The sequence below is a fragment of the Streptomyces sp. NPDC090119 genome (assembly GCF_044747085.1).
GTDB lineage: Bacteria > Actinomycetota > Actinomycetes > Streptomycetales > Streptomycetaceae > Streptomyces.
Genome location: NZ_JBIVDK010000005.1, coordinates 279,379 through 297,543 on the forward strand (window position 1 = coordinate 279,379; position 18,165 = coordinate 297,543).

Here is an 18,165-nt window from a genome sequence, read left to right on the forward strand (position 1 = left end):
GTCAGTCCGTCTCCCGGAGGCTGTTGCCGGTGAACTGGATGAGGATGCGGGCCTTCTCCTTCGGGTCCGGCGTGCGGTCGGCGGCCTCCTCGGCGAGCAGGCGGGCCAGGGTCGGGCGGCCGGAGTTGGCCATCTCACGGGCCGCAGCCTCGTAGTCCGAGGAGCGGTTGAAGCTGAAGAGGGGCACGGGCTCAACCTCTTTTCTGTTACAGGAGTTGGAGTTGCGCGGCGATGGCCTGGCAGGTCGGCGCGGGAAGTCCGAGCCGGGCGGTGAGCGCGTCGGCGGTGATCGGCTCGCCCGTGGTCTTGCGGTAGTTGTCCGCGATGGAGCGGGCGTGGTCGACCAGGGCCGCCGGGACCGTGGGAACCGGAGCAGGCGGCTTGACGGGCGCGGGGTCCAGCTCCGCAGGAGCCGAGGCGGGGGCCGGGACCGGCGCGGTGTCGGTGCGATGCAACTCGACTTCCGGCGCGGCCGGTTCGGTCTCCGGGCCGGTGTCCTCGGGTGCAGCCGCGGGTGCGGGGGTGTGGACGAGGAGGGTGCCGCCGAGGAAGGCGAGAGCGGGCCAGCCGGCGACCAGGATGCGGAGCCAGGCGGGTACGTGATCGAGGTCGAGGAGTCCGGCGGTGGCGACGTTGGCCCCGAGGGAAGCGGCGAGCGCGATCGTGAACCAGGTCCACGAGGCCCCGTCCCGACCGACCCGCAGCCGACGCCACGCGGCGACCAGCAGCAGGTCGACGGAGATGGGGTAGGCCCATGCCTTCCAGCCGGATTGCCCGGCAGCGGCGGCCAGGTCATGCAGGTGAGCGAAGGACAGAGCCCCGGCAATCACAGCTTGGACCAGTACGGCGTCAGGGCGACGGAGAGCGCGGTTCATGGTGATCACTCCCCGGCCGGTGCTTCGCCGGTGCCGAGGCAGGTCAGGCAGAGCGCGGCCTGTCGGTCATCGGTGGCGCGGCCCTTGCGGGCGCCGACGCGAACGGTCTCGGTGATCTCCCCATTGCCGTGGCAGTCCGGGCAGGCGGCCGGCTTCGGCGGGGTCTTCTTGCGCGTGGCCATGACGTGCCCCCTCTCAGTCCGTGACCGGGAACGGCTTGACCAGCGACGGACCCGGCTCCGGGGCGCTCGCGGGCACGTGCGGGCGGTAGGGGTCGAGGGCGGGAAGGTCGGGCACGAGGTGGGCGAACTCCCGGCACACGGCCGCCGCTTCGGCGCGGGTGGTGTGCGGGGTGCGGATCTTCGCCCAGCCGCCGGTGGAGTCGGTGGCAACCGCCGTACCCGGACGCTCGGCAGGAATCATCGAGGCCGTCAGCACGGCATCCGGGGCCACGTCCGCCAGACCCATTTCGGCGGTCTGCTTGTCGTTGACCCGGTGCACCACCCGCCCGGTGAGCTGGGCACGGAGCATGGTCGCGCCGCGTCCGAGTTCGGAGCCGAAGCGCTGCCCGCACACCTCCAGGTAGATCCCGACCGCGCGGGCCATCTGCGCGAGGCGGATCAGGGCGGTGACGATCTGTTCCCGGCGGTCCTCGTCCTTCTTGGAGGAGATCAGGAACAGCTCTGCCACCTCGTCCACCAGGACGACGACCGGGACGGGCCGTAGGCCGGCGGGCAGGTCCCACATGTCCGAGACGCCGTGGCGGCTCAGCAGGTCGAACCGGGATTCCATCTCCCCGACCAGCACGGACAGCAGCGCGGCCGAGTCGTCCGGGGTCGTGGCGAGCGCGGACAGCCGAGCCGCGTAGGCGGACTGTTCGACGCCGCGCTTGCAGTCGATCCCGACCAGGGCGACCGGCAGCCGGGCGAGTCCCTTGATCAGGTTGCGCTGATAGACGGACTTCCCGGAGTTGTTCGCCCCGAGGGTCAGCGCCATGGGCACTTGGCGGTAGTCGCGTACGAACGCGGTCCCGTCCTCCCGCAAGGCCACCGGCACCGACAGGCCCTCAGCACGGGCCCCGCGCGGCATCCGCACCCGGCGGAGCACGTCGTAGCCCGTCATGCGCAGCTCGACGTGACCGGGCTTGGTCTCTGCGACGGTCACCGAGTGCACGCCCCAGGCGTGGCGCAGTCGCTCCGAGGCGGCCACCAGGTCGGCGGGTTCCAGGCCGGCGGGCAGACGCAGCGTGACCCGCAGCCCGGTCGAGGTGCCGTAGACACGGCGGACCTTGGGCGGGACGGGCAGCACCTCACGGCGGGCGAGGTTCCGGGCGACGAAGGCCCGCGGCCGGGAGGGCTGCACCGTCAGCCCGCACACGTCCATCGTGGAACGGTAGGTGAAGGTGAACCGGCCCCAGGTGACCGGCATGCCGACCAGCGACCAGTACACACGCGGGGCACGGACCTTGGCGTAGCCGAGACCGCCGGCCCCCGCTAACGCGGAGGTGACCTCCAGAGCCGTGGACAGGTCGGTCATGGTCAGACCGCCGGGGTGATCGCCACGGCGCGGAACGAGATCCCGTGCCGCTTCTGGCCGTTGAACTCGTTCTCCCAGTCCCGCGCCTTCAGCCCCACGACCCGGACCGGGGTGCCCGGCGCCAGACCCTCCGGGCAACCGGTCTCCGGAACGGTCACCTGGTAGAGGTTCCCCTCGCCCTCGTCCGACACCAGCAGGCCCACGGTCGACATGTCCGCACCGGTCTCCCGGTCCACGGCCCGCTCCCCCGTCTTCTTGTTCACCATCTTCGGCTCCGGTGCGGTCGCCACGAACACCACGGCAGACGAAAGGTCGATCTTGAAGGACGGCATTGCGTCTCCTCCGGCAGGTCAGAGTTAGGCCCCTTGGACCTCTTGCTCAACTTGTTGGTACAAGCTGATATCTAGAGGTTGCAGCACCTGGAGTGAGACGTCAAGCACTTTGCGCGTACCTGTACCAACAAGTTGAGCGAGTGCGTCATGATGGAGGACATGAGCAAGCAGCCGAAGTACCAACAGGTAGCCGATGCACTGCGTCGAGAGATCGACAACGGCACCCATGGACCAGGCTCCCGGCTCCCCTCGGAGGCCGAGTTGGCGGCCCGCTTCGATGCTTCGCGGAACACCGTCCGGTCGGGACTGGGCTTGCTCGTCAGCCAAGGGCTCATCGCGTCGAGTCAGGGCCTGGGCTACGAGGTACGGAAGCACGAGGTGTTCGAGCTGAACGCCTCCCGCTTCGAGAACCTGAACTTTCCGCAGAACGGCGACGCGTACTCAACGGACGTGACGAACGCGGGCCGGCGCCCGCATCAGACGTTCCGGGTCGAGGTGACCACCGCATCCGACTTCATTGCCGAGCGGCTCAAGGTGGACCCGGGCACCCGGGCCGTTCTCCGTTTCTGCCACCGCTTCGTTGACGACGTGCCGTGGTCGACGCAGGCGACGTACTACCCGGACTGGCTTGTGCAGGACGCACCCCGTCTCGCCGAGCCCGGCGACATTGACGAGGGAACGACTCGCTACTTGGCCGGCGTAGGCATCGAACAGGTCGGGTACGCCGACGAGATCTCCACCCGCATGCCCACGCCGGAAGAGGCCCGGTTGCTGGAGATCGGCCCAGGCGTCCCGGTTCTGCTTTGGACCCGCACGGGATATACCGCGGACGGCCCGGCGCGCTGCACGATCACGACCTTCCGTGGCGATCTCAACCGCATGAACTACGAGATCGGCGACCTGTCCGCCCGAGAGAACGAAGCCAAGTGAGAGTCACCATCGCCACCGCTGCCGACCTCGATCAGTTGCTGACCTTCCGCGTCGAGGCCGCGACTTGGATCAGCAAGTTGGGCAGTGATCAGTGGAGCAGGCCGTACCCCGCAGAACGTCTCTTGGCCACCATCGAAGGCGGCACCGTCTTCATGCTGAGGGACGGAGAAAGGACCGCCGGCACGATCACTCTCACTCCGGAGGCAGAGGAGGGGTTGTGGTCGGATGAGGAGCTTGCCGAGCCCTCGATGTTCATCAACAAGTTGACGATCTCTCGCGACTACGCGAGGCAGAACCTTGGCGGCAGGCTCATGGACTGGGCCGGCGACCGGGCGTATCGAGCGGGGGCGAAGTGGCTACGCCTTGACGCGTGGAGCACCAATGAGCGGCTTCAGCGGTACTACCTTGACCAAGGCTTCCAGTACGTGCGGACCGTACTCGAAGGCAACGCCGTCAACGGTGGCCCACGAGTCTCAGGATGGCTTGCCCAACGCCCCCCGCGGCTTGCCGATCATGGTTTCGCCGATGAGACGCCCAGCTCCGAGCCGCTGAGCGCCTGAGCTGTTACAGGTTTCTCTACCTCATCAAGCCCCGGCTGCGCTCCGCTCCGCCGGGCGCGCTTCCCGGCTCCGCTCCGGGCGACGCTCCTGCCTTCGGCCCGCTCCGCCCGCGCTGCGCCGACGCGCGCCCACACGTGGATAGGGCCGGAAGCCATGAGTCGATCACCGCATAGAACGGCGGGCGGTCAAAGAGGATGCCTCCGGCGGGGGATCGGCCGGCACCGGGATGGAGGGGGCACCGTCGCCGACCGCGGGCGCATTGAGGCGTGCGTGGGGTGCTCCCATCCCGTCCACCGTCGACCCAGGCAGAGCCGAGCAGACGCGGCCCAGGGCGTCCAGGTCGTTCGTACAGTGGCGCGCTCCACCTGGACGCCCTGAACCACGCCCGCTCCACGGTGTGTGGGTCGACGGCGGACGGGATGGGAGCTGGGGTGAGTAGTGGAGTGCGTTGGCTGTCCGGTCTCAGAGCTGACTACAAGACGTATCGGAACGCCCTCTGCATAAGGAATTGTGCAGTCCTCAGATCAGTGACAGTAGCTTCAATCCGGTAGCGTCCACCATCCACCTCGACTGGCGTCATCTTGCCTTTTACATCTCCGTAGTAGGCGGGCTCCATCGACAGCTTAGCCCACCCTTCATGCTCCTCATTAGAGATTAGAGCCGCTTCAACATCACCGGAAACTTCGATCTGCAACGGATTGTAGGAATAGGTCACCGATCCGTCGAATGCCCCACCGAAGCCCATGTTGTCGAGAGGCATCAGGATTGGAGAGGTTCCACGCAGAAACCACCAGACGACCTCGGCATAGTCCTCGCATTCTTCGAGATTCGGAGGCTCGACACCCTCATGCTCTACAGCATTTCTCAGTTGCCGCATACGGCGGAGCATTCGTTGCCGGATGACGCCCCAGTGCTCCAGTAGCCCGAGGGGACCAAGCTGCCTGAATTCCGGGAACTGCTTGAATTTGTAAATCGCGTCCAGGTGATCCACGCGTAGCTGCATGGCCCGCTTCAAGGCAAGAATGGCATCAGTGCGATCCCATTCCGTGACATGCGTTCTTATTCGGTGATCCGCGTGGGCATGTGCGTAATCCGCGAGAGTCTTGCGATCCAGCGCCTCACCACTGATGCCGGACCGGCCCGATCCATCTACGAAACAATCCGGAAGTGTAGCATTTAACCACCACGTCAACTCGCGCACCATGCAGGGAAGCATAACGGGGCGATGAACTCCACGCACGGTCTTTTAGGGGGGAGACCCAGCCGAGCAGGCCCTGATTCCTTAACCTGCGGGGAAGCGGGGTCTCCGCGCCACCCTTAGTCGCGCGACACCCTACTTGGCCAAGTAGACAGCCGCGACGGTTGCACCAGCCCCCAGAAGAGCACCTGCAATTCCACTCAGGAGCGCGTGCCTTGACTCGAATCCCCTGCGACGCAATTCGTGGCGTCGCAGGGGCACCACTTGAACCGCACCCCTGTGACCATAGGACCGCGGAAGGTGCCATAGAAAGGCACCAAACATTACAGTGGAAGCCGCGAGGATGCCATACCCGAACGGTTTATCGTCTGCAATGGCGAACCACAGTGAAACCCAAGCGATCACCCCCCACAGGGCCAGCAGAGCGATCACGGCCTCTACTGGAAACACGATCCGCCAAGCAAGAGGGCGACCGTTTACGAAGTGTTTGATGTCGCCAGCAAGGTCTAGCAAATCCTGCCTGCGAGACTCGCACAGTACGGCGGCACCATCCGGAGTGAGATGTACATTGAGCGAATTTGAGCTTGCCGACAGACGGACTTCGGTTAGATCAGCGTCGCTGGCATCCGTAAGATCAAACACCTCATCGGCGTCATATCGACCAACAGAAACCTGAACGGCTTCCCCTGTCTTATCAGCGATCAGGGTTCGCAGGTCTTGGAGGTCGTCAAGGTTGAGCCTGACCGGTCCCAACGTCTCAATGCGAACCCGGGACCGCTCGCCTCTGACAAGTGTGAGCCCCACAAATCCCCCTACGGAATCGCGCCGACCACTAGTCGTTGAACGCTAGAGCGCTTCCTTGTTCACCTTGGGGCCTTCGCCCGACCTATGTACTGGAGGCAAGACACTCCACGGGAAGTTGATCCAGTCCTCGGTGCGCTTCCAGACGTACTCGCACTTCACGAGGGAGTGGGACTTCTCGTAGATGACGGCGGAGCGGACCTCGGCGACGGTGTCGAGGCAGAAGTCGCGCACCAGCTTGAGCGTCTTGCCGGTGTCGGCGACGTCGTCGGTGATGAGCACCTTCTTGTCGGAGAAGTCGATTGCGGCCGGGACGGGCGCCAGCATCACCGGCATGTCCAGCGTGGTGCCGACACCGGTGTAGAACTCCACGTTCACCAGGTGGATGTTCTTGCAGTCCAGGGCGTAGGCGAGGCCACCGGCCACGAAGACGCCGCCGCGCGCGATGCTGAGCACGATGTCGGGCTCGTAGCCGTCGTCCGCGATGGTCTGCGCCAGCTCGCGGACGGCCGTGCCGAAGCGCTCGTAGGTGAGGTTCTCCCGCACGTCACTCATATCGTCGTCCTCATACCTGGGTCCGGTGGAAGTTCAGGAAGGACCGCGAGGCGGTCGGGCCGCGCTGGCCCTGGTAGCGGGAGCCGTAGCGCTCGCTGCCGTAGGGGTGCTCGGCGGGCGAGGACAGCCGGAACATGCACAGCTGGCCGATCTTCATACCGGGCCAGAGCTTGATCGGCAGGGTGGCCAGGTTGGACAGCTCCAGGGTCACGTGACCGCTGAAGCCGGGGTCGATGAACCCGGCGGTGGAGTGCGTGACCAGCCCGAGCCGCCCGAGCGAGCTCTTGCCCTCCAGGCGGGAGGCGAGGTCGTCGGGGAGCGAGATGACCTCGTACGTGCTCGCCAGCACGAACTCACCGGGGTGCAGGATGAACGGCTCGTCGCCCTCGGGCTCCACGACCCGGGTGAGGTCCACCTGCTCGACCGAGGGGTCGATGTGCGGGTACCGGTGGTTCTCGAACACCCGGAAGTAGCGGTCCAGCCGTACGTCGATGCTCGAGGGCTGAACCATGGATTCGTCGAAGGGATCGATCCGGACCCGCCCGGCGTCGATCTCGGCCCGGATGTCCTTGTCTGAGAGAAGCACGTCCCGAGGATACGCAAGGGGCGCGGACCGCCGACAATCGTGACGAGTCCGCGCCCCTGAGTACCGGTGCGCCTACCGCTTCGTACTGGTGCGGCTACCGCTTCCGCGTCACCGCTTCTGCAGGGTGACCGGCACCACGCTGCGCAGCCGGGCGCAGCGCGGACACCGGACGAGCCGGCCGGGGCCGAGCCGCTCGGCCTGCTGCATCGGGAACGTAGTGGCGCTGAAGACGTGCCCGTCCGCGCAGCGGACGACGGTGCTTTCCATCAAGTCCCTCAAGTCCCTTCCCCAGGAGCCGCGTCGGGCTCGCTCCCCGACGCGGAACGCACATTACGGGACCAACCGGACCCTGCTCCAGGCGGCACTCCGAGGCCCCGAAGCCCCCACCGTACGCCCCGACTCACCCCTGCCCTCGCCGACCATGAGGTACAGTGATCGAGCGTTCGGACGCCGACTGCACCCCGGTCGATATGTCCGTATTGCGCGGGTGTAGTTTAATGGTAGAACATCAGCTTCCCAAGCTGAGAGCGCGAGTTCGATTCTCGTCACCCGCTCTTCGAAATCGGGCCCAGGTCATCGACCTGGGCCTTTTTGTTGTGTGTGGGTCTTCGTGCGTGACCCACCATCCTTGCGTCTCCACACCGCCGATGGCAGGGTCCTGGTCCAGACACGCGCCGGCTCGTCCCTGGGAGAGAGAGTCACGATGACTTACGGCTACATCGCCTCGATGAAGACTCAGCCCGGTTCCCGCGACGACGTCGTCTCCATCTTGTTGAGCGGTGTGGACGGTCTCCGGGAAGCGGGATGCCACCTCTACGTCGTGGGCCTGTCCGACGACGATGACGTGACGATCTGGGTGACCGAGGCCTGGCAGAGCAAGGAGCATCACGACGCTTCCCTGGAGCTGCCGGCGGCGAAGGCCGCGATCCGCAAGGCGATGCCGATGCTGACCGGAGAGTTCACCCGCCAGGAGTTGGCGGTCGCGGGCGGGCTGGGACTCTAGACGCTGTCGTCGACTTGTACCTGAGTACGGTGGCGACCTCAGGCTGACAGAGGGGCGGGGTCGTGCAGATCGCCGGAGTGGACTTGTACGTCAACCATCCGGTGATGGCCTTGGGGTCCCCGGACTGGATCCGCCACGACTTGGCGCTGAAGGGGGCTCCCGCGGCGTCCTCCGATACGCACGTCGTTGTTCGTGTTCAAGCGCAGGCCGTCCTGATCAAGGTGCGCCTGTTCCAGGACCACGGTGAGGGTGTCGCCACCGACCCGTCGTTCACCACGGTCTTCGACGGGTCGCTCTACCTGGCCGACCGGCGTTTCGTGATCGGTGACGTGCTGGGAGAGAGCCGGTTCGTCAAGTACATCGGTGGGCCCCAGCGGTGGCGCGTGCGGGTGGCAGTCGATGATCCGAAGGGGTATGCGCGTGCTGCTGACGTCGCCCTCAGCGCTGCGGAGTAGAGAAGCGTCCGCTGACACCGGCGGCTGAGCCCACGAGCACGAACGTCCGCGATCGCTCCTGAACCCCGAACTCCGTGTCCGTGCAGGTCGACCGCAACAGGTGGCCGCGGCTGCGGCCCGGCAGGTAAGGGACACTCTGGACAGATGCTGACTGAAGACGAAGCACGAGGAGTCGTCTTGCGGGAACTCGCACGGTCCACCAGCGGGACCGACCTGGATCTCGCGATCTCCAGGGTCCAGGTGGTCTCGTTCGGCTGGGTCTCCCACTGGTGCGCACGACACGACATCGGCCGTCCTGTCGGCGCGCGTCCGTCACTCGGCGGCAACGGGCCGTTCCTGGTGGACCGGGAGAACGAGCGGCTCATCAGAGGCAGGACCGGCAGGCCCGTGCCTCGACAGATCGCCGACTACGAGCGTCGGCTGAGGCGAGAGGCGCACGCCCGCAACACAGCGGCGAAGCGTGCTGTGCAGCGGCCGAGTGCACGGTGGAGAGGACCCGCATGAGCGAGCGTGAGTGGCAGGCGTTGACCACGTCCGACTACACCTCGTTGAAACCACGCGATGCGTCGTAGATGTCAAGTTCGATGACGACCACGAAGAAGCTCGTCACGACGTAGTGGACCATGACGCGGTCTTCCCTAGCCACGCGCGTCACAGTGTCGGACGTGTAGGCAAGGCCGCTGTCGGCGCCTTCAGGCTCGGCTGCGATTCTGTCGACGAGGCGCAGGAACTTCTCCCGGTCCGCGGTCGGCATGTAGTCACGGAACCGCGCGACCTGCTCGGTGAACTGCACCCGTCTTTTCATCGAGACGGGATCTTACGGACAGGGCGCAGCACCCTGCAGGGAATACCGGTCGAGGCGTGCCGGTCAGTGGTCGGGGGGCAGACCTTCTCCGCGCGCACCCGCGAATGCCCAGCCGTGAGCTGCCCGATGTCTTCCGGGTCGGACGTCAGGATCGTCACCCGGCCGGGACGCTGCAGGGCGGTCGCGCACAGCATGGCGTCGATGGCGTACTTGTGGCCGGGCCGTGCACCTTGTCGAAGTCCGCGATCAGCTCGTCCAGGTTGTCCCGCTCGATCTGGCGCTGAGCCGCCATCTCAAGGTACGCCGAGACACCCCTCTTGCCGACCCGTCCACCAAGTGGTGGACCCCAAGTTCAACCGACCGCCCCTGTCCGGTAACCGCCCCGCGCCGCAAGGCTCTTGCGCATGGATTCATTCACTGTGCGCATAGCCCGCTGGAGTGCGCGGCACCCCTGGCGGGCGATCGTCGGCTGGCTGGTGTTCGTGGTGCTGTGTCTGGGGGTCGGGAGTGCCGTCGGTACGAACAGTGCGAGGACGGCGGACTACCGGGTGGGGGAGGCCGGGCGGGCTGAGGCGCTGGCCGCCGCAGGGCAGTTGGAGCGGAAGTCCACCGAGCAGGTGTTGATCTCCGCCAGGTCGGGCGCCTTGGACCGGGACGCGGCGCGAGCCGCCGCCTCCGACCTCACCGACCGGATGAAGCGGCTGCCCGAGGTCGACGGCGTGGACGCCCCTCGGCTCTCCGGCGACGGCCAGATCCTCCTCGTCCAGGTGGCGCTCAAGGGGGAGGAGCGGGACGCGAAGGACAAGGTCGGGGCGCTCGTGGAGCAGACCGCGCGGGTGCAGCGGGGGCATCCCGGGCTGCTGCTCCAGGAGACCGGCAGTCCGTCCATCAGCAAGGGGGTCGACCAGCAGCGGAGTGACGATCTGGCGCTCTCCGAGGCGATCACCCTTCCGGTCACGCTGATCACCCTGCTGGTCGTGTTCGGGTCGGTCACCATGGCCGGGGTGCCGCTGCTGCTGGCGCTGTCGTCGATCGCGGCGGCGATCGGCCTGTCCATGGTCGCCTCGCACGTCTCCCCCGACGCCGGGGTCGGTACGAACGTCATCCTGATGATCGGCCTCGCGGTCGGCGTCGACTACACGCTCTTCTATCTCAAGCGGGAGCGCGAGGAGCGGGCCCGTTCCGGCGGCCGGCTCGGCTCCGAGGCGTTGGTGGAACTGGCGGCCGCGACCTCGGGGCGGGCGGTCGTGGTGTCCGGGTTCGCGGTCGTCGCCTCCACCGCGACGCTGTACCTGGCCTCCGACGTGATCTTCTCCTCCCTGGCGACCGGCACCATCGTGGTCGTCCTGGTCGCGGTGGCCAGTTCACTCACCGCTCTGCCCGCGCTCCTGGTCAAGCTCGGGCAGCGGGCGGAACGCGTCCAGGCACGGCGGGTCCGGCGCGGGAAGCCCGTGCGTCCGGCGCGGGGGCAGGGCGGTGGGCGGCTGTGGTCCGCGCTGCTGCGGCCCGCCGTCCGGCATCCCCTGGCCACCCTGTGCGTCTCGGTCCTCGGTCTGCTCGCGCTCGCCGCGCCGCTGGCCGGACTGCGGATCACCGAGATGAGCCGGGACACGCACTCCCGCGAGATCCCCGCCATGCGGGTGTACGACCGGCTCAACGAGGCTTTCCCGGAGCAGCGGGTGACCCATCAGGTCGTCGTACGCACCGACGCCGCGCACGCCGCCGAGGTCGGCCCGGCCCTGCGCGAGGTGGCCCGGCGGGCCGACGCCGACCCGCTGTTCGCCGGCGCCTCGCGGGTCCGGACGTCCGCCGACCACCGGACCGGCGTCCTGGAGCTGAAGGTCCCGTACCTCGGCAACTCCGACCAGGCGTACGACTCCCTCGAGCACCTGCGGCACGACTTCCTGCCGGACACCGTGGGCCGGATCGACGGCGCGGAGTACGGCGTGAGCGGCGACGTCGCCCGCTACGCCGACTATCCCGCCCACCAGAACGGCAAACTCCCCCTGGTTCTCGGCGCGTTGCTGCTGGTGACCTTCGCGATGACCGTGTACGCCTTCCGCTCGGTGGTGCTCGGCCTGATCGGTGTCGTGCTGAACCTGCTGTCGGCGGCGGCGGCGCTCGGGCTGCTCGTCCTGGTCTTCCAGGGGACCTGGGCCGAAGGGCTGCTGGACTTCCACTCCACGGGGTCGATCGGCTCGCGCGTCCCGCTCTTCCTCTTCGTGATCCTCTTCGGACTCTCCATGGACTACCAGGTGTTCGTGGTGAGCCGGATCAGGGAGGCCGCGCTCGCGGGCGTCCCCACGCGGCAGGCGGTGCTCGACGGAATCCGCAGCTCGGCGAGCGTGGTGACCAGTGCCGCGGTCGTGATGACGACCGTCTTCGCCAGCTTCGTCTTCCTGCACATCATCGAGATGAAGCAGATCGGCTTCGTACTGGCGACGGCCGTGCTGCTCGACGCCTTCCTCGTCCGGGTCATGGTGCTGCCGTCGGCGATGCTGCTGCTGGGCGGGGCGAGCTGGTGGCCCGGCCGGCCGTGGCCGGTGGCGGATGCGGCGGACGTGGCGGAAAAAGGGGCCGCCCGGCCTTGGGCGGTCGACGTACGTTGATCGGTATGACCGCTCTCGCCGGGCCCACCGCCGATGCCTTCTGGGCCACGTCGCTGCGCCGCTGGAACATGGTGTGCTGGGTGCTGTTCGCCGTGATGGCCGTCGGCCTCGTCGCCATCGACCGGCCCGGCGGGAGCAAGTACGCGGCGCTCGCCCTGCTCGGCAGCGTGGTGCTGTGTCACGCTGTCCTCGACCGCTTCCCGCACAACGGCGTCGTACGACCGCACGGCTACCTCTCGGTGCTGGCGGTGGCGGTGGGCGGGCTCGCGTATCTGCGGGGCAACTACGCGGCGCTGTTCATGGTGACGTTGCCGCACTACTGGATGTTCGGCAGGACACCGAGGGCGTCGATGGCGTTCCTGGGGCTCGCCACGGCCGGCACCCTGGCCGGGACCGTGCTGCGGCAGGACGGCTGGTCGGTCGAGTTCTTCACCGAGACCCTGGTGTCCACGCTGATCGTCGTCGCCGTGGGGGTGCTGATCGGGCTGTGGGCGCACTCGGTGGTGGCGCAGAGCACGGAACGGGCGCGGCTCATCGTCGAGTTGGAGCGGACCCAGGCCGAGCTGTCGAAGGCGCACCAGCGCCAGGGGGCGGCGGACGAGCGGGAGCGGATGGCGCGGGACATCCACGACACGCTCGCGCAGGGCTTCGCCTCCATCATCGTGCTCGCGGAGGCGGCCCGCGCCGGGATCGACACCGAACCCGCGCGCAGCGCACAGCAGTTGCGGTCGATCGAGTCCACGGCGCGGGAGAACCTGGCCGAGGCGAGGGAGCTGGTCGGCTCGGCGGACCGGCCGGGGCGGGCGGCGGCCGGTTCGGTGGCCCAGACACTGCGCCGGACGCTGGACCGCTTCGCGGAGGACACCGGTCTCACCGTCGAGGCGGAACTGGCGGACCCGGTGTGCGATCAGCAGACCCGGATCGCCCTGCTGCGCTGCACCCAGGAGTCGCTGGCCAACGTACGCAAGCACGCGCACGCGTCCACGGTCGGCGTGGTCCTGGCCCGGCAGGCGTACGGGGTGGAGCTGGAGATCACCGACGACGGGACCGGTTTCGTGGTGGAGGAGTCGGTGGGCTTCGGTCTGGACGGGATGCGCAAACGGCTGGCGGAGCTGGGCGGGAGGCTGACGGTGACGAGTTCGGTGGGCGACGGGACGCGCGTACTGGCGCTGCTGCCCATGGCCGCCCCGTCCGATGGCGAGAGCGGGGCGCGGGCGTGACCGGCGAAAAGGTCCGCGTCATCGTCGTGGACGACCACACGGTCATGCGGGCCGGAGTCGTGGCCCTCCTCGGCACCGAGACCGGCATCGAGATCGTCGGCGAGGCGGGCGACGGCCGTGCCGCCCTGGAACTCGTCGAACGGTACGAGCCCGATGTCGCCCTGGTCGACCTGCGCATGCCGGTACTCGACGGAGTGGCCACCACGACCGAGATCGTGGCGCGCTTCCCCCGTACCCGGGTGCTGATCCTGACGACGTACGACACAGACGCGGAGATCGAGCGCGGGGTGGAGGCCGGGGCCATCGGCTACCTCCTCAAGGACACCACCCGTGAGCAGCTGGCCGACGCGATCCACGCGGCGGCCCGCGGGGAGACGGTGCTGGCGCCCCGGGTGGCCGAACGGCTCGTCGCCCGGATGCGGCAGCCCGCCCAGGCCCCGCTGACCGCCCGCGAGACGGACGTCCTGACCGCGGTGGCGGACGGCCTGACCAACGCGGAGATCGGCCGCCGCCTCGTCATCGCCGAGGCCACGGTCAAGACCCACCTCCTCCGCCTCTTCGCCAAGCTCGACGTCAACGACCGGACGCGGGCGGTGGTGGTGGCGATGGAAAGAGGGATGCTGCCCAGGCCGTCCGGCGGATGAGCCGACCGCGGGGGAGCGTCGGTCCGGTTGTCCGTGAAGTTCCCCGGAATCGTCCGTGATCGGTAACACGTGCATCCCTCCGCCGCCGTTCGCTGTCCTCACAAGTGGTCGCGACGCGGCCGGGGTTCGGTGGGCGAGAGCGGGGGGCGGACATGGCGCGGCACAACGGGACGCGGGGCTGGTACGGCAAGGTGGTCGGGGCGGCGCTCGGGGTGACGATGGTCGCCGTCGGGGCCTCCATATGGACCGCGCAGGCCGACACCTCGGGCAGCCCCGCGCCGAAGGCGGCGACGAGCAGCGTCAAGCCGGTCGACGTGACCATCGCGCACTCCTCGGACCAGGGCGCGCGCGGCGTCAACATCACCATCGACGACGGCCCCGACCCCACCTGGACCCCCCAAGTGCTCGCCGTCCTGAAGGAGTACGGCGTGAAGGCCACCTTCTGCATGGTGGGGACCCAGGCGCAGGCCCACCCCGACCTCGTGAAGCAGGTCGTCGCGGCCGGGCACCGGCTGTGCGACCACACGGTGTCGCACGACACCGGCATGGACAAGAAGTCCGTGGCCTACCAGTCGCAGCAGATCCTCGACGCCGAGCGCATGATCACCGAGGCGTCCGGGGGCGTCCGGCCGATGTACTACCGAGCCCCCGGCGGTGCCTTCACCCCCGAGAGCCGCAAGCTCGCCGCGTCGCGGGGCATGCGCCCGCTGGGCTGGAACGTGGACTCCAAGGACTTCGAGCGGCCGGGTACGGACGCCATCGTCACCACCGTGGAGCGTGAACTCCCCAACGGGCCGACGCTGTTGTTCCACGACGCGGGCGGTGACCGCTCCCAGACGGTCGCGGCGCTGCGTCGCGTACTCCCCGAACTGAAGCAGCAGGGCCACACCTTCGGCTTCCCCGTGCGCTGAGCCCCGGCAGCGGCGCTCACCTCGGACAACTGCTACGATCCGCCCGCTTGTTCGGGGGGATGGGGCCCTCCGCGGGGGAGGGGTGGCAAGTGACTCGTCGTAGGTTCGCGCACGGCTCGGTGGCCGTCGTCATCGGTCTGGCGCTGTCGGCGTCCGCGGTGACGGTGACGGCGCCCGCGTACGCGGAGGGCACGTCGGAGATCGTTCTCCCGGCGCCGATGCGGACGACTCCGCGCGGGGTGTACCTGGAGAGCGCGGGAGCCTCCGGCTTCCTGCGGTACCGGAGCACCGCGGAGGGGTCGGGGCTGTGGTGGACCGGCTACGACGGCGTCCAGCGGCCGGTGGAGGGCGGCGCGGCGCGGCATCCGTACGGAACGGGCCACTACGGCACCGGTTCGGACGTCGTCGCCCTTCCGCCCGACCGGCTCGGCGGCAAACAGGTCCTGCTCCGGGACATGGGAACCGGCGCCACGGAGACCGTGACGCTCCCGGCGAAGCAGTACTACTGGCAGACGTACGGGCGTACCGTGCTGGCCTACAGCCTGACGGGCACCGACCGGACCGGGCTCTCCCTGCTGCGTTCCGAGAACGGCGGCACGGTGCGGAGAGCCGTCACCGGGCTCCCGGACGGGGCGGTGTTCCACCTCAACCCCAAGGGTTCCGCTTCCGGCATCCTCGTCGGTTTCACCGACTCCGACGGGTCGTCCCAGGCCGCGTGGGTGGACCCGGAGACGGGGGCCGCCACGATCCTCCCGCCGGACCTGGCGACCACGGAGACCGTGGTGGGACCGGACTACCTGGCCACGTGGAACGGCCCGACGCAGGTGCGCGTCTACGCCCCCGGTGCCTGGGACACGCCCGTGCGCGAGGTCGGGGTGCTCCGCACGTCCAAGACCCGTCTGCTCGGCGTCGTCGGTGACGCGGTCGTCGTGGGGCAGCGGGACGACATCGGCCTGACGAACGTGACCGCGGTGCCCTTCGACGGCTCCGCGGCCCGGCCCCTGCTGAAGCGGGCGGGTGCCACGGTCCTCACCGACCCCGACGGCGGCCTGGTCGTCACCGGCGGGGAGTCCGCCGAGGACTACGGCATCGCCCGGATCGAAGCGGGACCCGACGGTCTGCCCGGAGTGCGCCGGATCGTGGACGTCCCGCCCGTGCCCATGGGCGTCGAGTCGCTCGACCTGAGCGGTGGCGAGCTGCTGACGTACGAGTCGGGCGACCGCGCGACGCATCTGTACAGCCGCTCGCTGACCGCGTCCGGGACCCTGACGGCGGGGCCGCGCACGGACCGGGGCAGGACCTGGCACTGCGGGGTGCTGGACGGGGACTACGGGAGCTGTCCGACCCTGAGGGGCACGGGTGACGGCCGGGCGGTGACGCTGGACTCGGTCGGAGAGGTCTCCGTCCTGGGCCGGGACAAGCCCCTCCCCGGCACGGTGCTGGCCTCCGGTCTCAGGGACAACCATTTCCTCAAGAGCGTCGCCGGCCGGTACGCGGCCTGGACCGGGCCCGCGGACGCCACCCTGAACGTGGTCGACCTGGACACCGGGAAGATCGTGCGCACGTCCACCGGCGAGGCCGAGTCGACCTCCGTCGCCCTGTGGGGCGAGACGCTGTGGACGGCGGCCGACGACGGCACCGTGTCGGCCACCGAGGTGCGTTCGGGCAGCGCGATCACGTCGTTCCACGCACCCGCGGGCTGTGCCAGGGGGAGCGTCGAAGCGGTGGGACGCTGGGTGCACTGGTCCGGCTGGTGCGACCTTCCCCGGGGCGGCAGCGGGAACCAGGCCGTCGTGTACGACACGCGCGGGAAGACGCTCATCGCCGTACCCGCGGCGGACGACAGCCGGCTGGGCGACGGCTTCCTGGTCGCGCGCGACCGGAGTTCGGGGGCGCTGGTCCTCACCGATGTCAGCCATGGCTCCGCGGTGAGCCGGACGCTGGCCGCCAGGTCCGGGCACTGGGACGTCGATCCGTACACCGGCCTGGTCGGTTACGTGGACTCCGCCACCCAGGACATCCACGTCGTACGCGGCGGTGTGCCCGCCACCGACCTCGCGGTCCTCGGCGCGAGGGCGGCGGCCTCGGTCGGCCTGGTGAACCCGTCGTCCGCGTGGCACGGCACGTGGTGGCTGTCGCGCCCCGCCGCGTCATGGAAGCTGGCGTTCCGGAACAAGGCGACCGGCGCCACCGTGCGCACCCTGTCCGGCGGCGCGGCGACCGACGCGGTCCACGCGAGCTGGAACGGCAGGACGTCCTCGGGGGCGTACGTACCGAACGGCACCTATACCTGGACGCTGACGGCGGCCCCGGCCGACGGCCGCGGCGCTGCGGCGACCTCGTCCGGCTCGCTGCGGCTGACCGGTGGTGCCGCCGTACGGCGCGACCACATCGGGTCCGACGGCATCGGGGATCTGCTCACGCTCGACTCCAGAGGCGGCCTGACCTTCCACCGGGGCGACGGCGCGGGCGCGTTCGCGGCGAAGACCTCGGCCTCGGGCTGGTCGGCCTCGATCAAGGCGGTGCCGTTCGGGGACCTGAGCGGCGACCGGTGCGACGACCTGCTCGTGCGCTCCCCCGGCGGCGAGCTGCGCGCCTACCGGCCCGCGTGCGGGGCGGCGGTGGGGCCCGCCACCGCGTCCACCTCGCTGGGCACGGGCTGGAACCAGTACGACGTGCTGACCTCGCCCGGCGACGTCAGCGGTGACGGCCGCGCCGACCTGATCGCCCGCCAGCCCTCGACCGGCGACGTCTACCTCTACACGGCGACCAGCGCGGGCAAGCTGTCCGCGCGGGTGAAGATCGCGTCCCGGTGGACGGGGTACAAGAAGATCGTCGGCGCCGGTGACCTCGACGGCGACGGCAACGGCGACCTGCTGGTGCAGGACAGGTCGAACGAGCTGTGGCGCTACGGCGGCGCGGGCGGCGGCAAGTTCCGGGGCCGGGTGAAGGTCGCCGACGACTGGGGCACGTCGTACGACACGGTCGTGGGCGTCGGCGACATCACCGGCGACGGCCGGGCCGACCTCGTGTCCCGCGACTCCTCCGGCGCGGTGTGGCGCAACAACGGCAACGGCAAGGGGTCCTTCGGCGGCCGCACCAGGATCGCCACCGGCTGGCAGGGGTACAAGGGCCTGTTCTGACC

Annotated in this window: 19 protein-coding genes, 1 tRNA gene and 1 pseudogene; 10 read left to right on the forward strand and 11 right to left on the reverse strand. The window is 69.0% G+C overall.

Translation table 11 applies throughout. The features are described 5' to 3' along the window. Window position 1: 1 nt before the first annotated feature. Genes ACIPPM_RS22850 through ACIPPM_RS22870 form a run of 5 tightly spaced genes read right to left on the reverse strand, consistent with a single transcriptional unit; the run spans window position 2 to window position 2,743 of the window. Entirely contained in the window at window positions 2-187 is a 186-nt protein-coding gene (locus tag ACIPPM_RS22850) for a hypothetical protein (protein ID WP_401450766.1), read from the reverse strand. 19 nt (window positions 188-206) lie between these two features. Further along, entirely contained in the window at window positions 207-875 is a 669-nt protein-coding gene (locus ACIPPM_RS22855; protein ID WP_401450768.1) for a DUF2637 domain-containing protein, read from the reverse strand. A gap of 5 nt (window positions 876-880) precedes the next feature. Continuing rightward, entirely contained in the window at window positions 881-1,057 is a 177-nt protein-coding gene (locus ACIPPM_RS22860; protein ID WP_401450770.1) for a hypothetical protein, read from the reverse strand. A 13-nt stretch (window positions 1,058-1,070) separates the two neighbouring features. Further along, on the reverse strand, window positions 1,071-2,411 hold the full coding sequence (locus tag ACIPPM_RS22865) for an FtsK/SpoIIIE domain-containing protein (protein ID WP_401450772.1): 1,341 nt from the start codon (window positions 2,409-2,411) through the stop codon (window positions 1,071-1,073). Window positions 2,412-2,413: 2 nt separating this feature from the next. Continuing rightward, the gene (locus ACIPPM_RS22870) at window positions 2,414-2,743 is read right to left on the reverse strand and encodes a hypothetical protein (protein ID WP_355191149.1); all 330 of its coding nucleotides are present in this window, start codon (window positions 2,741-2,743) and stop codon (window positions 2,414-2,416) included. Window positions 2,744-2,902: 159 nt separating this feature from the next. Between ACIPPM_RS22870 and ACIPPM_RS22875 the strand changes: the two genes are divergently transcribed. Further along, on the forward strand, window positions 2,903-3,673 hold the full coding sequence (locus tag ACIPPM_RS22875) for a GntR family transcriptional regulator (RefSeq protein WP_401450774.1): 771 nt from the start codon (window positions 2,903-2,905) through the stop codon (window positions 3,671-3,673). After that, window positions 3,670-4,233 (forward strand): GNAT family N-acetyltransferase, encoded by a 564-nt coding sequence (locus ACIPPM_RS22880; protein ID WP_401450776.1) that lies wholly within the window; start codon window positions 3,670-3,672, stop codon window positions 4,231-4,233. The genes ACIPPM_RS22875 and ACIPPM_RS22880 overlap by 4 nt, the downstream gene beginning before the upstream one ends. Window positions 4,234-4,705: 472 nt before the next feature. Here the strand turns inward: ACIPPM_RS22880 and ACIPPM_RS22885 are convergent, their stop codons facing one another. From ACIPPM_RS22885 to ACIPPM_RS22900, 4 genes are all read right to left on the reverse strand, one after another. Continuing rightward, complete coding sequence (locus ACIPPM_RS22885) at window positions 4,706-5,437, reverse strand: hypothetical protein (RefSeq protein WP_401450779.1); 732 nt, start codon at window positions 5,435-5,437, stop codon at window positions 4,706-4,708. 840 nt (window positions 5,438-6,277) lie between these two features. After that, window positions 6,278-6,787: a phosphoribosyltransferase gene (locus tag ACIPPM_RS22890; protein WP_401450782.1), complete on the reverse strand. Its 510-nt coding sequence runs from the start codon at window positions 6,785-6,787 to the stop codon at window positions 6,278-6,280. Window positions 6,788-6,797: 10 nt separating this feature from the next. Further along, window positions 6,798-7,373 carry a dCTP deaminase gene (gene dcd / locus ACIPPM_RS22895; protein ID WP_393594095.1) on the reverse strand — a complete coding sequence of 192 codons (576 nt, stop codon included), beginning with the start codon at window positions 7,371-7,373 and terminating at the stop codon, window positions 6,798-6,800. 108 nt (window positions 7,374-7,481) lie between these two features. Next, a complete protein-coding gene (locus tag ACIPPM_RS22900; protein WP_401450784.1) occupies window positions 7,482-7,640 on the reverse strand; it encodes a hypothetical protein in 159 nt (52 codons plus the stop codon). 216 nt (window positions 7,641-7,856) lie between these two features. Between ACIPPM_RS22900 and ACIPPM_RS22905 the strand changes: the two genes are divergently transcribed. From ACIPPM_RS22905 to ACIPPM_RS22915, 3 genes are all read left to right on the forward strand, one after another. Continuing rightward, window positions 7,857-7,927: transfer RNA gene (locus ACIPPM_RS22905), tRNA-Gly, on the forward strand. Window positions 7,928-8,076: 149 nt separating this feature from the next. After that, window positions 8,077-8,376: a putative quinol monooxygenase gene (locus ACIPPM_RS22910; protein ID WP_401450786.1), complete on the forward strand. Its 300-nt coding sequence runs from the start codon at window positions 8,077-8,079 to the stop codon at window positions 8,374-8,376. A 62-nt stretch (window positions 8,377-8,438) separates the two neighbouring features. Beyond that, window positions 8,439-8,831, forward strand: coding sequence for a hypothetical protein (locus ACIPPM_RS22915; RefSeq protein WP_401450789.1), 393 nt, complete (start codon window positions 8,439-8,441; stop codon window positions 8,829-8,831). A 538-nt stretch (window positions 8,832-9,369) separates the two neighbouring features. On the opposite strand, the gene ACIPPM_RS22920 is transcribed toward ACIPPM_RS22915, so the two are convergent. Both ACIPPM_RS22920 and ACIPPM_RS22925 read right to left on the reverse strand, forming a co-directional pair. After that, window positions 9,370-9,624 carry a hypothetical protein gene (locus ACIPPM_RS22920; protein ID WP_401450791.1) on the reverse strand — a complete coding sequence of 85 codons (255 nt, stop codon included), beginning with the start codon at window positions 9,622-9,624 and terminating at the stop codon, window positions 9,370-9,372. Between the two features lie 92 nt (window positions 9,625-9,716). Beyond that, window positions 9,717-9,857, reverse strand: a pseudogene (locus tag ACIPPM_RS22925) (DNA-binding protein); the annotation flags it as partial. Between the two features lie 183 nt (window positions 9,858-10,040). Here ACIPPM_RS22925 and ACIPPM_RS22930 point away from each other — a divergent pair. The 5 genes from ACIPPM_RS22930 (at window position 10,041) to ACIPPM_RS22950 (ending at window position 18,163) form a co-directional block, all read left to right on the forward strand. Then, the gene (locus ACIPPM_RS22930; protein ID WP_401450794.1) at window positions 10,041-12,245 is read left to right on the forward strand and encodes an MMPL family transporter; all 2,205 of its coding nucleotides are present in this window, start codon (window positions 10,041-10,043) and stop codon (window positions 12,243-12,245) included. A gap of 5 nt (window positions 12,246-12,250) precedes the next feature. Then, a complete protein-coding gene (locus ACIPPM_RS22935; protein WP_401450797.1) occupies window positions 12,251-13,465 on the forward strand; it encodes a histidine kinase in 1,215 nt (404 codons plus the stop codon). Beyond that, a complete protein-coding gene (locus tag ACIPPM_RS22940) occupies window positions 13,462-14,109 on the forward strand; it encodes a response regulator (protein WP_401450799.1) in 648 nt (215 codons plus the stop codon). Before ACIPPM_RS22935 ends, ACIPPM_RS22940 begins: the two co-directional genes overlap by 4 nt. 152 nt (window positions 14,110-14,261) lie before the next feature. After that, window positions 14,262-15,020 carry a polysaccharide deacetylase family protein gene (locus ACIPPM_RS22945; RefSeq protein ID WP_401450802.1) on the forward strand — a complete coding sequence of 253 codons (759 nt, stop codon included), beginning with the start codon at window positions 14,262-14,264 and terminating at the stop codon, window positions 15,018-15,020. Window positions 15,021-15,109: 89 nt separating this feature from the next. Beyond that, window positions 15,110-18,163, forward strand: a complete 3,054-nt coding sequence (locus ACIPPM_RS22950; protein ID WP_401450804.1) for an FG-GAP-like repeat-containing protein — start codon at window positions 15,110-15,112, stop codon at window positions 18,161-18,163. The last annotated feature ends 2 nt before the right edge of the window (window positions 18,164-18,165 follow it).